13 protein-coding genes and 1 pseudogene are annotated in these 13942 nt (G+C 71.7%); 7 read left to right on the forward strand and 7 right to left on the reverse strand.

The window, feature by feature from the left end:
- Nucleotides 1-150: 150 nt before the first annotated feature.
- Both GTY58_RS35080 and GTY58_RS35085 read right to left on the reverse strand, forming a co-directional pair.
- Nucleotides 151-360, reverse strand: a pseudogene (locus GTY58_RS35080) (SAM-dependent methyltransferase); the annotation flags it as partial.
- 114 nt (nucleotides 361-474) lie between these two features.
- On the reverse strand, nucleotides 475-1470 hold the full coding sequence (locus GTY58_RS35085) for an NAD(P)H-binding protein (RefSeq protein WP_248844751.1): 996 nt from the start codon (nucleotides 1468-1470) through the stop codon (nucleotides 475-477).
- A gap of 125 nt (nucleotides 1471-1595) precedes the next feature.
- On the opposite strand from GTY58_RS35085, the gene argC reads away from it, so the two are divergent.
- From argC to GTY58_RS35110, 5 genes are read left to right on the forward strand one after another with little or no spacing between them, the layout of a single operon-like run.
- Entirely contained in the window at nucleotides 1596-2624 is a 1029-nt protein-coding gene (argC, locus tag GTY58_RS35090; protein ID WP_010988162.1) for an N-acetyl-gamma-glutamyl-phosphate reductase, read from the forward strand.
- Nucleotides 2621-3772 (forward strand): bifunctional glutamate N-acetyltransferase/amino-acid acetyltransferase ArgJ, encoded by a 1152-nt coding sequence (argJ, locus tag GTY58_RS35095; protein ID WP_010988163.1) that lies wholly within the window; start codon nucleotides 2621-2623, stop codon nucleotides 3770-3772. The genes argC and argJ overlap by 4 nt, the downstream gene beginning before the upstream one ends.
- Nucleotides 3769-4683: an acetylglutamate kinase gene (gene argB / locus GTY58_RS35100; RefSeq protein ID WP_010988164.1), complete on the forward strand. Its 915-nt coding sequence runs from the start codon at nucleotides 3769-3771 to the stop codon at nucleotides 4681-4683. The genes argJ and argB overlap by 4 nt, the downstream gene beginning before the upstream one ends.
- Nucleotides 4680-5891 carry an acetylornithine transaminase gene (locus GTY58_RS35105; protein ID WP_010988165.1) on the forward strand — a complete coding sequence of 404 codons (1212 nt, stop codon included), beginning with the start codon at nucleotides 4680-4682 and terminating at the stop codon, nucleotides 5889-5891. Before argB ends, GTY58_RS35105 begins: the two co-directional genes overlap by 4 nt.
- 7 nt (nucleotides 5892-5898) lie before the next feature.
- Nucleotides 5899-6435 carry an arginine repressor gene (locus GTY58_RS35110; RefSeq protein WP_010988166.1) on the forward strand — a complete coding sequence of 179 codons (537 nt, stop codon included), beginning with the start codon at nucleotides 5899-5901 and terminating at the stop codon, nucleotides 6433-6435.
- Between the two features lie 126 nt (nucleotides 6436-6561).
- Here GTY58_RS35110 and GTY58_RS35115 read toward each other — a convergent pair whose 3' ends face one another.
- The 5 genes from GTY58_RS35115 to GTY58_RS35135 all read right to left on the reverse strand — a co-directional run bounded on the left by GTY58_RS35115 (nucleotide 6562) and on the right by GTY58_RS35135 (nucleotide 11492).
- A complete protein-coding gene (locus tag GTY58_RS35115) occupies nucleotides 6562-7299 on the reverse strand; it encodes an FAD:protein FMN transferase (protein ID WP_010988167.1) in 738 nt (245 codons plus the stop codon).
- A 55-nt stretch (nucleotides 7300-7354) separates the two neighbouring features.
- On the reverse strand, nucleotides 7355-8143 hold the full coding sequence (locus GTY58_RS35120; protein WP_010988168.1) for an FMN-binding protein: 789 nt from the start codon (nucleotides 8141-8143) through the stop codon (nucleotides 7355-7357).
- 19 nt (nucleotides 8144-8162) lie between these two features.
- Entirely contained in the window at nucleotides 8163-9500 is a 1338-nt protein-coding gene (locus GTY58_RS35125; protein ID WP_042494615.1) for a ferredoxin reductase family protein, read from the reverse strand.
- A gap of 125 nt (nucleotides 9501-9625) precedes the next feature.
- A complete protein-coding gene (locus GTY58_RS35130) occupies nucleotides 9626-10123 on the reverse strand; it encodes an FMN-binding protein (RefSeq protein WP_010988170.1) in 498 nt (165 codons plus the stop codon).
- Nucleotides 10124-10130: 7 nt separating this feature from the next.
- Nucleotides 10131-11492: a ferredoxin reductase family protein gene (locus GTY58_RS35135; RefSeq protein ID WP_010988171.1), complete on the reverse strand. Its 1362-nt coding sequence runs from the start codon at nucleotides 11490-11492 to the stop codon at nucleotides 10131-10133.
- Nucleotides 11493-11676: 184 nt separating this feature from the next.
- Between GTY58_RS35135 and GTY58_RS35140 the strand changes: the two genes are divergently transcribed.
- Nucleotides 11677-12429: a response regulator transcription factor gene (locus tag GTY58_RS35140; protein ID WP_037646669.1), complete on the forward strand. Its 753-nt coding sequence runs from the start codon at nucleotides 11677-11679 to the stop codon at nucleotides 12427-12429.
- Between the two features lie 77 nt (nucleotides 12430-12506).
- A complete protein-coding gene (locus tag GTY58_RS35145; protein WP_237529736.1) occupies nucleotides 12507-13940 on the forward strand; it encodes a HAMP domain-containing sensor histidine kinase in 1434 nt (477 codons plus the stop codon).
- Nucleotides 13941-13942 lie beyond the last annotated feature (2 nt).

The raw sequence follows: 13942 nt of genomic DNA on the forward strand, positions 1-13942 counted from the left end.
GCGCACGACGATTGTCCCGCCGGCCCGCGTCCGGAGCGTGCGGCCGTCGTTGCCGCATCCCGCTACCAGCTCCGCCGCCGAATCCCGTTGAGATGCCGCCGTACGTCGGGGAGAGTCTGTGGGCATGGAGTGTCGGTGGCGATCACCGTCCGAGGGGCCGAACCGCTCGGCCGGCCCGAGGGGTACGGACGGACCACCGGCGCCGATCTTCCGGCACCGCATGCCGGCACCGATCCCGAGCTGGTCGACGTGCCGGAAAGTCACCGGATCGAACAACTCGCTGAGGGCGTCGAACCGGATCCCCGCCTCCGCGTGCCGGTTGTCCAGCAGGCAGCCCTGATCCGCGCCGTGCTCGGGCATCTGGCGATTCTGCTTGGCCAAGGGCTTGCCGGGTGCCCTCCGCGACGACATCCGCCTGCAATGGTCAGGCCACGGCGCAGGACACGCTGGACAGCGCTCGGAGAGGGAAGGGCTTCAGGGGCTGAAGAGGCTGAGGTTGTCCCGGACGTAATCGGCCACCCCTGAAGGAGGCCGCCCGGTGACCTGCTCGACCCCTTCCGCCTTGCGGTCGTATCGATTCTCCGCATGAAGGCGAGCCATGGTGGAGATGTGCTGGAAGACGTGATCGGGCAGCCCCAGCGGCCTGAGATCGTCGTCGATCCATTCCTGCAAGGGGATGTCGGCGTACCTGACCGGTCGGCCCAGAACTGTGGAGACCTCCGCCGCCATGGCGGCGATGTCCTCCGAGCGCGGGCCGGTCAGCTCATAGATCCTGCCGATGTGCGGGGCCGGGTCGGCCAGGATCTCCTCCACGACCGCGGCGACGTCGCCGGCCGCCACAGGGGAGGACTTCGCCCGGCCGAAGGGCAATCTGATGGTTCCGTACTTCGCGATCGAGGAGAAGCCGACACGGAACAGCGGGTTTTCCATGAACACGGTGGGCCTGACCTGGACAACGGGCAGGCCCGACCAGTCGAGGACCTGCTCCGCCAGCCACTGCTGCCGTTGCTGCACGGACTCGGAGGTGCTGGTGAGGTCCATCTCGGAGACAGTCAGCTGCGACATGTTCACGAACACTTCCAGGCGCCCGTACGCACGCGCGACGGCCGCCGCCGTCACGGCAGCCTCCAGATACTGCGCCGAGACACTCATGCCGAAGTACATGCGTGCGCAGCCGGCCAGGGCGTCGGCGACATCGCCTGCGCGCGTCAGGTCTCCGATGACGACCTCGGCGCCGGTCGCGCGCAGCGCCTGTGCCCGCTCGTCGTCGCGACGCACCATGGCCCGGACGGGCAGGTCCCGTTGTCGAAGGCCTTCGACAACGGATCGTCCGACGGCACCGACGCTGCCCGCCGCGCCCGTCACCAGAACGGGCGGCACACCGGCTCCGGGATGTGGTTCACATGGGCAGCCTGCGGTGCGCACAGCCAGGGCGCAACCGGAACCAGACGAGCGCCGGCGCAGCGCCACCCCCGCGCCCGCCGCGAGCGCGGGGGTGGCGCTGCGCCGGCACTCGGTCGTTCCGCATACCGATCCATGGGATTGCATAAACGTGCAGCGAAACGTATAGTCATGCCATCCAAGAGGAGGGTTCCATGGCGGTACGAGTGGCAGTGGCCGGAGCAAGTGGGTACGCGGGCGGAGAAGCGCTGCGGCTGCTCCTCGCGCACCCCGAGGTCGAGATCGGCGCCCTGACCGGAAACTCCAACGCCGGCCAGAAGCTCGGCGCGCTGCAGCCGCACCTGCTGCCGCTCGCCGACCGGGTGCTCCAGGAGACCTCCCCCGACGTGCTCGCCGGGCACGACGTCGTCTTCCTCGCGCTGCCGCACGGCCAGTCCGCCGCCGTCGCCGAACAGCTCGGCCCGGACGTCCTCGTCGTGGACATGGGTGCCGACTTCCGGCTCAGGAACCCCGCCGACTGGGAGAAGTTCTACGGCTCCCCGCACGCCGGGACCTGGCCCTACGGGCTCCCGGAGCTGCCGGGCGGCCGCGCCGCGCTGGAGGGGTCCAAGCGCATCGCGGTGCCCGGCTGCTACCCGACGGCCGTCTCGCTCGCGCTCTTCCCCGCGTACGCGGCCGCACTCGCCGAACCGGAGGCCGTGATCGTCGCCGCCTCCGGCACCTCCGGCGCGGGCAAGGCGGCCAAGCCGCACCTGCTGGGCAGCGAGGTCATGGGCTCCATGTCCCCGTACGGCGTCGGCGGCGTCCACCGCCACACCCCCGAGATGATCCAGAACCTCGGCGCGGCCGCCGGCGAGCCCGTCTCCGTCTCCTTCACGCCGACCCTCGCGCCGATGCCCCGCGGCATCCTCGCCACCTGCACCGCGAAGGCCAGGGCCGGCGTCACCGCCGAGTCCGTACGGGCCGCGTACGAGAAGGCCTTCGCCGACGAACCGTTTGTGCACCTGCTCCCCGAGGGGCAGTGGCCCGCCACGGCGTCCGTCTACGGTTCCAACGCCGTTCAGGTCCAGGTCGCGTACGACGCGGCCGCACAGCGGATCATCGCGATCAGCGCCATCGACAACCTCACCAAGGGCACCGCGGGCGGCGCCCTCCAGAGCATGAACATAGCCCTCGGGCTCCCCGAGGAGCTGGGCCTTTCCACGATCGGAGTCGCACCGTGAGCGTCACCGCTGCCCAGGGCTTCACCGCCTCCGGCATCGCAGCAGGCATCAAGGAGAACGGCAATCCCGACCTGGCCCTCGTGGTCAACAACGGGCCCCGTCTCGCCGCCGCGGGCGTCTTCACCTCCAACCGTGTGAAGGCCGCGCCGGTCCTGTGGTCCGAGCAGGTGCTGAAGGGCGGCGTCGTCTCCGCCGTCGTCCTCAACTCCGGTGGCGCCAACGCCTGTACGGGCCCCAAGGGCTTCCAGGACACGCACGCCACCGCCGAGAAGGTCGCCGAGACGCTGGACCTGAACGCCGGTGAGGTCGCCGTCGCTTCCACCGGGCTCATCGGCGTACTCCTGCCGATGGACAAGCTCCTGCCGGGAGTCGAGCGGGCCGTCGCCGGGCTGTCCGAGCACGGTGGCGAGAAGGCGGCCATCGCCATCAAGACCACCGACACCGTGCACAAGACGTCCGTCGTGACGAAGGACGGCTGGACCGTCGGCGGCATGGCCAAGGGCGCCGGCATGCTCGCCCCCGGCCTCGCCACCATGCTCGTCGTCCTCACCACGGACGCCGACCTCGACCGCGACGCACTCGACCGGGCCCTGCGCGCCGCCACCCGCACCACCTTCGACCGCGTCGACTCCGACGGCTGCATGTCCACCAACGACACCGTTCTGCTGCTCGCCTCCGGGGCCTCCGAAGTCACCCCGAAGCAGGAGGAGTTCGCGGAGGCCGTCCGTGCGGTCTGCGACGACCTCGGCCAGCAGCTCATCCAGGACGCCGAGGGCGCCAGCAAGGACATCAAGGTCGAGGTCGTGGGCGCCGCGACGGAGGACGACGCCGTCGAGGTGGGCCGCTCCATCGCCCGCAACAACCTCCTGAAGTGCGCCATCCACGGCGAGGACCCCAACTGGGGACGCGTCCTCTCTGCGATCGGCACGACCCGGGCCGCCTTCGAGCCCGACCAGCTGAACGTCGCCATCAACGGCGTCTGGGTCTGCAAGAAGGGCGGCGTCGGCGAGGACCGCGACCTCGTCGACATGCGCTACCGCGAGGTCCACATCGTCGCCGACCTCGCCGCCGGCACCGAGACCGCCACCATCTGGACCAACGACCTCACCGCGGACTACGTCCACGAGAACAGCGCCTACTCCTCATGAGCCACGGACCCACGCGGAAACACACCGCCCTTCCCAAAGCCCAGATCCTCATCGAAGCGCTGCCCTGGCTGACCCGGCACAACGGCAAGACCGTCGTCGTCAAGTTCGGCGGCAACGCGATGATCGACGAGGAGCTGAAGGCGGCGTTCGCGCAGGACATCGTGTTCCTGCACCACGCCGGTCTGAAGCCCGTCGTCGTGCACGGCGGGGGCCCGCAGATCAGCGCGGCCCTGGACCGGCACGGCATCGTCAGCGAGTTCAAGGCGGGCCTCAGGGTGACCACCGAGGACGCCATGGACGTCGTACGCATGGTGCTCGCCGGGCAGGTGCAGCGCGAGCTGGTCGGGCTGCTCAACCAGCACGGACCGCTCGCCGTCGGACTCACCGGCGAGGACGCGCACACCATCACCGCCACCAAGCACCAGCCCGAGATCGACGGGGAACTCGTCGACATCGGGCGGGTGGGCGAGATCACCGAGATCGACACGGGCGCGATCGAGGCACTGCTCGCCGACGGCCGGATCCCGGTCGTCTCCTCGATCGCCCGCTCCCAGGACGACGGACATGTCTACAACGTCAATGCTGATACGGCGGCTGCGGCACTCGCTGCGGCATTGGGCGCCGAAACCCTCATGGTCCTCACGGACGTCGAGGGCCTCTACGAGGACTGGCCCGACAGCGACGAGGTGATCAGTCGCCTCACCGCCTCCGAACTGGAGAAGCTGCTGCCCGAGCTGGCCAGCGGCATGGTGCCGAAGATGGAGGGCTGTCTGCACGCCGTACGCAACGGCGTCACCACGGCCCGCGTCATCGACGGCCGGGTCCAGCACTCGATCCTGCTGGAGATCTTCACCGACGAAGGCATCGGCACGATGGTCGTGCCGGACGAGGAAGAGGGGGATGCCGTATGACCGGCACCGCGACCAACGCCGAGCTGACCGAGCGGTGGCAGGGCGCCCTCATGAACAACTACGGCACCCCGCGCCTGCCCCTCGTCCGCGGCGCGGGCACCAGGCTGTGGGACGCCGACGGCAAGGAGTACCTGGACTTCGTCGGCGGCATCGCGGTCAACGCCCTCGGCCACGCCCACCCCGCGATCGTCGAAGCGGTCAGCACGCAGATCGCCTCGCTCGGCCATGTCTCCAACCTCTTCGTCGCCGAGCCGCCCGTCGCGCTCGCCGAACGGCTGCTCCAGCTCTTCGGGCGCGACGGCCGGGTCTACTTCTGCAACTCCGGGGCCGAGGCCAACGAGGCCGCCTTCAAGATCGGGCGGCTGACCGGGCGGTCCCACATGGTCGCCACCCAGGGCGGCTTCCACGGCCGCACCATGGGCGCGCTCGCCCTCACGGGCCAGCCCGGCAAGCAGGAGCCGTTCCTGCCGTTGCCCGGCGACGTCACGCACGTCCCGTACGGCGACGCGCAGGCCCTGGCCGCCGCGGTCACCGAGGAGACGGCCCTGGTCGTCATCGAACCGATCCAGGGCGAGAACGGGGTCGTGGTCCCGCCCGCCGGCTATCTGAAGGCCGCCCGGGCGATCACCGCCGCCACCGGGTCCCTCCTCGTCCTCGACGAGGTGCAGACCGGCATCGGCCGTACCGGGCACTGGTTCGAGTACCAGGCCCACGAGGGCGTCCTGCCCGACGTCGTCACGCTCGCGAAGGGACTCGGCGGCGGGCTGCCGCTCGGCGCGACCGTCGCCTTCGGACGCGCCGCCGAGCTGCTTCAGCCGGGCCACCACGGCACCACCTTCGGCGGCAACCCGATCGCCTGCGCGGCCGGACTCGCCGTCCTCGAGACCATCCAGGCCGAGGGCCTGCTGGAGAACGTGAAGTCCGCGAGCGAGAAGCTGCGCGACGGAATCGAGTCGCTGGGCCACCCGTTGATCGCCCACGTCCGGGGCTCGGGCCTCCTCCTGGGTATCGTGCTCACCGAGCCGCTCGCGCCCCAGGCGCAGCAGGCGGCTCAGGACGCCGGTTTCCTGGTGAACGCGCCCGCCCCCGATGTCGTACGGCTGATGCCGCCGCTGAACCTCGGCGACGACGAGGTGGACGCTTTCCTCCGGGCGCTTCCCGGCGTCCTCGACGCGGTCACCAACGGGGACGGACGAGCCAAAGAATGAGACGACGATGAGTCAGGCGCAGGAGAACGAGCACGCAGGGCCTGCCGTGCCGCAGACCCGCACCGCACGCCACCGCCGGATCGTGGACATCCTCAACCGGCAACCGGTGCGTTCCCAGAGCCAGTTGGCGAAGCTCCTCGCCGACGACGGGCTGAGCGTCACCCAGGCGACGCTCTCCCGGGACCTGGACGAGCTGAACGCGGTGAAGATCCGCAACAACGACGGCGACCTCATCTACGCGGTACCGAGCGAGGGCGGCTTCCGCACCCCGCGGGTGCCGCTGGGGGAGTCGGCGAAGGAAGAGCGGATGCGGAGGCTCTCCGCGGAGCTGCTGATCTCCGCGGAGGCCTCGGCCAACCTCGTCGTTCTGCGTACTCCGCCGGGGGCCGCGCAGTTCCTCGCCTCGGCGATCGACCAGGCCGAGCTGCACGACATCCTCGGGACGATCGCCGGGGACGACACGTTGCTGCTGATCAGCCGTGAACCGACGGGTGGGCAGGCGTTGGCCGATCACCTGTTGCGGTTGGCTCAGAACCATCATTGAGGTGGACGACGGTGGAGGCGCGACCCCGGTCGGGGTCGCGCCTCCACCGATGTACGTCGCGTTCTGGCCGCGGGCCGGATGTGGCCGGTCGCGTGGTTCCCCGCGCCCCCGGAAGGGACGCTCCGGTCAGCCGAGCCGTTGAGCGAGGCCCCCGGTGCACCGCACCTCGTCGCCCGCCGTGATGAGCAGTGCCTCCACGTCCGGCAGCGACTCCAGCCAGGCCAGCGCCTCCCGCGAGCCCATCGCGAAGGCAGCCGTCGCCCAGGAGTCCGCCCAGGTCAGCCGGGGTCCCACCACGGTCACGGCGACCAGGTCGGTGACCGCGGACCGCCCGGTGCGCGGATCCACGATGTGCGCACCGCGCTCGGCGGTCCCGGAGGTGGCCACGGCCAGCTCCGGGACCCCGGCGGCGGAGACCACGGCGGCCAGTGCTCCCGGGCGCAGCGGGTCCGACACGCCGACCCGCCACGGCCGGTGCGGCCCGGGGACGCCGTACAGCTGGACGTCACCGCCGCCGTTGACGCTCACTCCGCTCGCCCCGGCCGCCACGAGGTGCCGGGCCGCCCGCTCGACCGCCCAGCCCTTCACGATCCCGGTCGGATCGAGACGTCCTTCGTACCTCGTACTGAACCAGCCCTCGCTGACCCGCTCCGCCTCGGCGCCCAGACCGAGCACCTCGGCGACCTCCGGATCGCACTCCTCGACGGTCAGCTCACCGCGGGCGAGCCGGGAGATCTGGCTCTGCTCGCGATAGGTGCTGAACACCTCGTCCACCCGGTGGAGCCCGGCGACCGCCTCCTCCAGCGCGGTCCCCACGGCCTGGGGGTCGCCGCCGCGCACGTCGAAGGAGACGACGGTGCCCATGACCTCCTCGGCGTGACGCAGGGCGGGCGGGCCCTGAGCCGGCCCGTCGGCCGGCTCAGCCACCGGCCTTGTCCAGGGCCGACTGCAGGGACTGCTTGTAGCCGTCGCTGGTGTAGGTGGCGCCCGAGACGGTGTCGATGTCGGCGCTGCCGGCCGCGACCGCTTCCTGGTTGAGCCTGGGCACGGCCAGCTCGGTCTTCTGGCTGCTGGTCCCGCCGCTGGGCGCCTGCACGGCCTCGGCCTTGCTGATCTTCCCGCCGCTCACGGTGACACGCACCTGGACGGGCCCGTACTGGGTCTTGACCACACTCCCGGTGACCGTCTTGGCCTGGGTGGACGATCCGCCGCCCGTCGGGGAGGGCGACGCGGACGACGCCCCGCCGCCGGTGGCCTTGGCCTTGTCCAGCGCGGACTGCAGGGACTGCTTGTAGCCGTCGCTGGTGTAGGTGGCGCCCGAGACGGCGTCGATGTCGGCGCTGCCGGCCGCGACCGCTTCCTGGTTGAGCCTGGGCACGGCCAGCTCGGTCTTCTGGCTGCTGGTCCCGCCGCTGGGCGCCTGCACGGCCTCGGCCTTGCTGATCTTCCCGCCGCTCATGGTCAGGCGCACCTGGACGGGCCCGTACTGGGTCTTGACCACGTCTCCGGTGACCGTGCCGGACTGAGCGGCCGCGGCACCGCCCTGGGCCGATTCCTGGGCCGCGGCCGTCTGCTGCGGTGCCGCGCCGCCCGCCGCCGACGCGGACGCCGGATCGGACGCCGGCTTCAGCGACAGCAGCAGCACGATCCCGGACACGGTGGCGGCGGTGGCGAGCATGACACGCCGAATGGGGTGGCTCTTCTTCATCGCTCCTGACTCCCGTCGCTCACATCTCGAACGACTCGTGATGGATGCGGCGGGCGGGGACCCCCGCGCCGCGCAGTGCTTCGAACACCTGCTGCGCGAAGCCGGGCGGCCCGCACATGAAGACGTCGTGATCGTCGATGTCCGGCAGCTTCCGGGTCAGGGTCTCCGCCGAGATGTCCGGGCGCTCCCCTTCCGGGCTGTTGACCGCGTACATCAGCCGGGCGCCGCGCTCCTCGGCGATCGTCGCCAGCTCGTCCCACAGGGCCAGGTCCTGGGTGGTGTTGGCCCGGTAGAGCAGCGTGAGGTCGCCGGCCGCGCCGGGCAGTGTCTCGAACAGCGCCCGCATCGGCGTGATGCCGACGCCGCCGGCCACCAGCAGCACCTTGCCGCGGCTGCGCTTGTCCGCGGTCAACGCGCCGTAGGGGCCCTCGGCCCACACGCGGGTGCCGGGCTCCAGTTCGCGCAGCGCGGAGCTGTGGTCGCCGATCGCCTTCACCGTGATGCGCAGCATGTTGGGGCGGGGCGCCGCCGACAGCGAGTACGGGTGCGAGCTGAACCGCATGCCCGGCGCGAGGAAGCGCCAGCGGAAGAACTGCCCGGCCTCCGCGCCCATGCGGTGCAGCTTCCGCCCGCTGATCAGCACCGACACGACGCCGGGCGTCTCCTCGATCACGGCCTCGACCCGCATGCGGTGACGCAGGTTCAGCCGGATCGGCGCGAGGATGCGGTACCAGATCACCAGCGCGGTCACCGACCCGTACAGCGCGTACCAGGCGGTCTTCGCGGCCGGCTGGACGGCGAAGTCGTTGCCGGTGGACAGCTGGTGCCAGAACGTCAGGAACACGGCCGCGTAGGTGAGCAGGTGGATGTGGTACCAGGCGTCGTACGGCATCCTGCGGCGGATCCCGCCGATCGAGATCAGCCCGATGAACACCAGCAGACCGGTGCCGATCGCGGCCTGGCCCATGTCCGGCAGTTGGTTGATGGAGTCGATGGTCTGCTGGACGATGTCGTTGAACGTCTTGCCGGCCTGGAGCGCGTACCCCCACATCGTCAGGACGAGGTGGGCGAGGACCAGGCAGAGCGTGTACCGGCCGCTCATGGCGTGCCAGCGCGCGACCCGGTCGGAGCCGACCCGGCGCTCCAGCGCGGGCACCCGCGCCATCTGGAGCACGACGAGGGCCATCAGATAGCCGGCGAGCAGACCGGTGATCCGTCCCGCGTTGAGGATCTTGCTGTTGTCGTCCGCGATGGACGGGGTGTTGCTCCACCACAGCCAGATGACCCCGGCCGCGCCCGCCCAGACGGCGAGCAGCAGCGGGACGGCGGGTGAGCGGCGCGGGCGGATGCGGCGCATGGTCTGGCGCCGCGCGGCGCGACCACCGGCGATCGTGGACACGGTTTCCTCCGTGGTCGTCCGTGGGGACGGGGCGAGGGGAGTGGCCCCCTGGCCCAGAGATACGGTCCACGACGCCCGTGCGTTCAGAGGCCCGCCGAGTCCAGTGCCGACTGGAGTGATTGCCTGTATCCGTCGCTCGTGTACGTGGCACCGGAGACGGAGTCGATCTGCGCGCTCTGCGCGGCCAGCGCCTCACGCCTGAGCTGGGGGATCGCGTAGCTGTTGATCTCCCGGTCCTTCGGGTTCTCCTGGGGACAGGCGACCGCGGTCACCTCGGTGATCACGCCGTTCCGCACCGTGACACGCACCTGGACGGGGCCCCAGCGGGTCTGGACCGTGTCACCGGTCACGGTCCTGGTGCCCGTGCTCTTCGTGCCGCCGGAGGAGCCTCCGGAGGAACCGCCGGGAGAGCTGCCGGAGGACTGGGACTGGGACTGGGACTGGCCGGACGGCGAGGACGCCTGGGCCACGGCCGGTGGCGTGTGCGGCTTCAGCGAGAGCAGCAGGACGACACCGGTGACCGTACCGGCGGCCGCCAGCGTCACCCGGCGCAGCGGACGGTTCTTCTTCAGGGCGTGCACGACGGCCTCACAGTTCGAACGACTCGTGGTGGATACGGCGGTCCGGGACCCCCGCCGCGCTCAGCGCCGCGTAGAGGTCCCGCGCCATCGCGGGCGGCCCGCACAGGTAGACGTCGTGCTCGGCGAGGTCCGGCACGGTCTCCCGCAGGGACTCGGCGGTGAACCGCGGACGCGTTCCGTCGGCGCCGTTGACCGCGTACAGGAGGCGCGCCCCACGCCACTTCGCGATGGCCTCCAGCTCACCGCCGAGTGCCAGGTCCTCGGCCGTGCGCGCCCGGTAGACCAGGGTGACCTGGCCGGGCAGGGTCTCGAACAGGGCGCGCAGCGGGGTGATGCCGACGCCCCCCGCGATCAGCAGCGCCTTGGACGCCGTGCTCCGGTCGGCGGTCAGCGAGCCGTACGGGCCCTCGGCCCACACCCGGGTGCCGGGCCGCAGCAGCCCCACGGCGGCACTGTGGTCGCCGAGCGCCTTCACGGTGATCCGCATCAGGCCGGCCCGGGGCGGCGCCGACAGTGAGTACGGCGTGGAGGTCCACCGCATCCCGTCCGCGAGGAACCGCCAGCGGAAGAACTGCCCGGGCCGGGCGTCCAGTTCGTCCAGCCGTTCCCCGCGCACGACGATGGAGAAGACGCCGGGCGCCTCCCGGTGCACGGACTCCACGCGCAGCCTGTGACGCAGGTTGAGCCGCACCGGCGCGAGCAGCCGGAACCACCCGACCAGCGCGGCCGTACCCAGGTAGAGCACGTACCAGGCGGCCCGGGCCGCGGAGTTCCCGACGAGGTCGGAGCCCAGCGCGAGCTGGTGGAAGAAGGCGAGGAACACGGCCACGTACGTGAGCAGGTGCACGTAGTACCAGAACTCGTGGCTGATCCGGCGGCGCGCCGCACGCGCCGAGGTGATCCCGACGGCGACGAGGACGATCGTGCCGATCGTGGCCTCGAGCATGTCCGGATAGTCGAACACCACGCTCAGCGTCTCGCGCACGATGCCCGCCCCGTCCTGGGCGGCGTACCCGAAGAGGATCAGCGTGACGTGCGCGGCCAGCAGACAGACCGTGTACCGGCCGGCCATCGCGTGCCAGCGGGCCACCCGGTCGGAGCCTGTGCGCCGCTCCAGAAACGGGACCCGCGCCATCAGCGCCACCAGCACCGCGCAGCTGTAGCCGCACAGCAGCCCGGTGATCCGCCCGGCGTCCGTGAGCCATCCGGAGAGGCCCACCACCGACCGCGTGTCGTACCACCACAGGGCGACGACCGCGGCGGCTCCCGCCCAGAGCAGGGCGAGCGGCGGCCCCGCGGGCGAGGGCCGGGGGCGCTTTCGCCCTTGTGTCGGGCGCGGGAGAGCGGCCCGCTCGTACACCGTGGTCATCTGTCCGTCCTTCCGGCTGTCCGGGCTGAAACTGTGCGTCCAAAACTTCTGAGGAAGCTCTGAACAGGCGCGTTCAGCGGGGACTCAGAGGAAACCGAGAGGGACGAGGAGGGCGGACTCAGAGGAAACTCAGAGGCCGCGGGCGGGGGTGCGGGCTCCGCGAGGGGTGATGCTGGAGGACGACATGAACATTCCCCGCTCCCGAGGCAACGGCCGGCCCGCGCTCACCCGGCCCGACGGCACCCCTGTACGCGTCCTCGTCGTCGACGACGACCCGGACCTGGCCGAGGTCCTCTCCGGGGCCCTGCGCTACGAAGGCTGGGAGGTCCGCGCGGCGGGCGACGGCGCCCGCGCGGTCGACGAGGCGCGGGACCTGCTGCCCGACGCCGTCGTCCTCGACGTGATGCTCCCGGACACCGACGGCTTCGCCGTGCTGCGCGAGCTGCGCACCGTGAGGCCGGACGTCTGCGTCCTCTTCCTCACCGCGCGCGACGCCGTCGAGGACCGCATCGCGGGCATCACCGCGGGCGGCGACGACTATGTCACCAAGCCGTTCAGCCTGGAGGAGGTCGTCGCCCGGCTGCGCGGACTGCTGCGCCGCGCCGGCATGGCCCGGCAGCTGGACGAAGGGCCGCGGCTGATCGTCGGCGACCTCGTCATGGACGAGGAGGCCCGCGAGGTGACCCGCGGCGGCGAGCTGATCGAGCTGTCGCCGACCGAGTTCGAACTCCTGCGGTTCCTGCTGCGCAACCCGCGCCGCGTGCTCAGCAAGGCGCAGATCCTCGACCGCGTCTGGTCGTACGACTTCGGCGGGCAGGCCCATGTCGTGGAGCTCTACATCTCCTACCTGCGCAAGAAGGTGGACGCGGGCCGCGAACCCATGATCCACACGGTGCGGGGCGCCGGGTACGTGATCAAGCCGGTGGCGGGGCGATGAGGTCACGGTGGCGGTCCTGGGCGGGGCGATGGCCACGGGTGCGGGCAGTCGTGCGCGGGCTGCCGCGTCCGCGCACGATGCGGGCGCGGCTCACCGCCGGACTGGTGGTGCTGCTCGCCGTCAGCTGCGCCGCCGTCGGCGTCGCCGCCGTGTACGAGCTGAACGGCTTCCTCACCGGCCGCCTCGACCAGCAGCTCCACGACGTGGGAGTGCGGTTCCCCGCGAGCCTGGAGCACGGGGGCGACGCACCCAGGTCGGACCACGACGGAGACGAACACGGCGACACACGCCGGCAGAGCACCGGCACCTTCGGCGCGCGGCTGGTCGGCCGGGACGTCACCAACGCGGCGGTCGTCCCCTCCGGCGCGGACACCACCGACCTCAACGTGACCCTGACCACCGCCGACGCGAAAGCCCTGGCCCATGTCCCGGCCGACGGCCGGGGACACTCCGTCTGCCTGTCGGCCCTCGGCGACTACCGGGTGATGGCGGCGCGCGGACTGGACCGGGACGTCCTGATCACCGGGCTGCCCATGGAGCCGGTCGACGCCGCCGTGCACCGCCTGGAACTGGTCGCCTCCGGCGTGCTCGCCGTGGCCCTCGCGGTCGCCGGGGTCGCCGGGGCCCTGTGGGTGCGCTGGTCGCTGCGCCCGCTGAACAGGGTCGCCGCGACCGCCACGACGGTCAGCGAACTCCCGCTCGCCAGCGGCGAGGTCGCCCTGCCGCCGCGCGCTCCCGAATCCGACCCGCGCAGCGAGGTGGGCCGCGTCGCGTCCGCCTTCAACCGCATGCTCGGCCATGTCGAGGACGCGCTGACCAAACGGCACGCGAGCGAGGAGCGGCTGCGCACCTTCGCCGCCGACGCCAGCCATGAGCTGCGCACTCCAGTGGCCTCGGTGCGCGGTCACGCGGAACTGGCGCTGCTGCATCCCGGCCCGGTCCCGCCGAAGGTGACCCGCGCCCTCGAACGCATCGCCGCCGAGTCCGCCCGCATGGGCGAGATGGTCGACGACCTGCTGCTCCTCGCCCGGCTGGACGCGGGCCGCCCGCTGGAGCGGCTTCCCGTCGACCTCACCCGTCTGGTCCTCGACTCGGTCACGGACGCCCGGGCCGCGGGCCCCGGCCACCGCTGGGCGCTGCGACTGCCCGAGGAACCGGTGACGGTGCCGGGCGACGCCCACCGCCTCCACCAGGTGGGGGCCAACCTGTTGGCCAACGCGCGTCTGCACACGCCTGTCGGCACCAAGGTGACGGTGGCGCTGGAGTCCGACGGCCGGACGGCGGTCCTGACGGTGCACGACGACGGCCCCGGCGTCCCCGAGGACATCCAGCCGGGCGTCTTCGAACGCTTCACCCGCGCGGACCGCCGCCGCACGGACGGCACGGGCGGCGGCGCCGGGCTGGGCCTGTCGATCGTGGCGGCGGTGGTGGAGGCCCACGGCGGAAGCGTCGCACTGGAGAGCCGCCCCGGCACCACGACCTTCACGGTCCGGCTGCCCGCCCGGTACTAGGC

It is taken from the genome of Streptomyces sp. SID5469, from assembly GCF_009862865.1.
GTDB lineage: Bacteria > Actinomycetota > Actinomycetes > Streptomycetales > Streptomycetaceae > Streptomyces > Streptomyces avermitilis.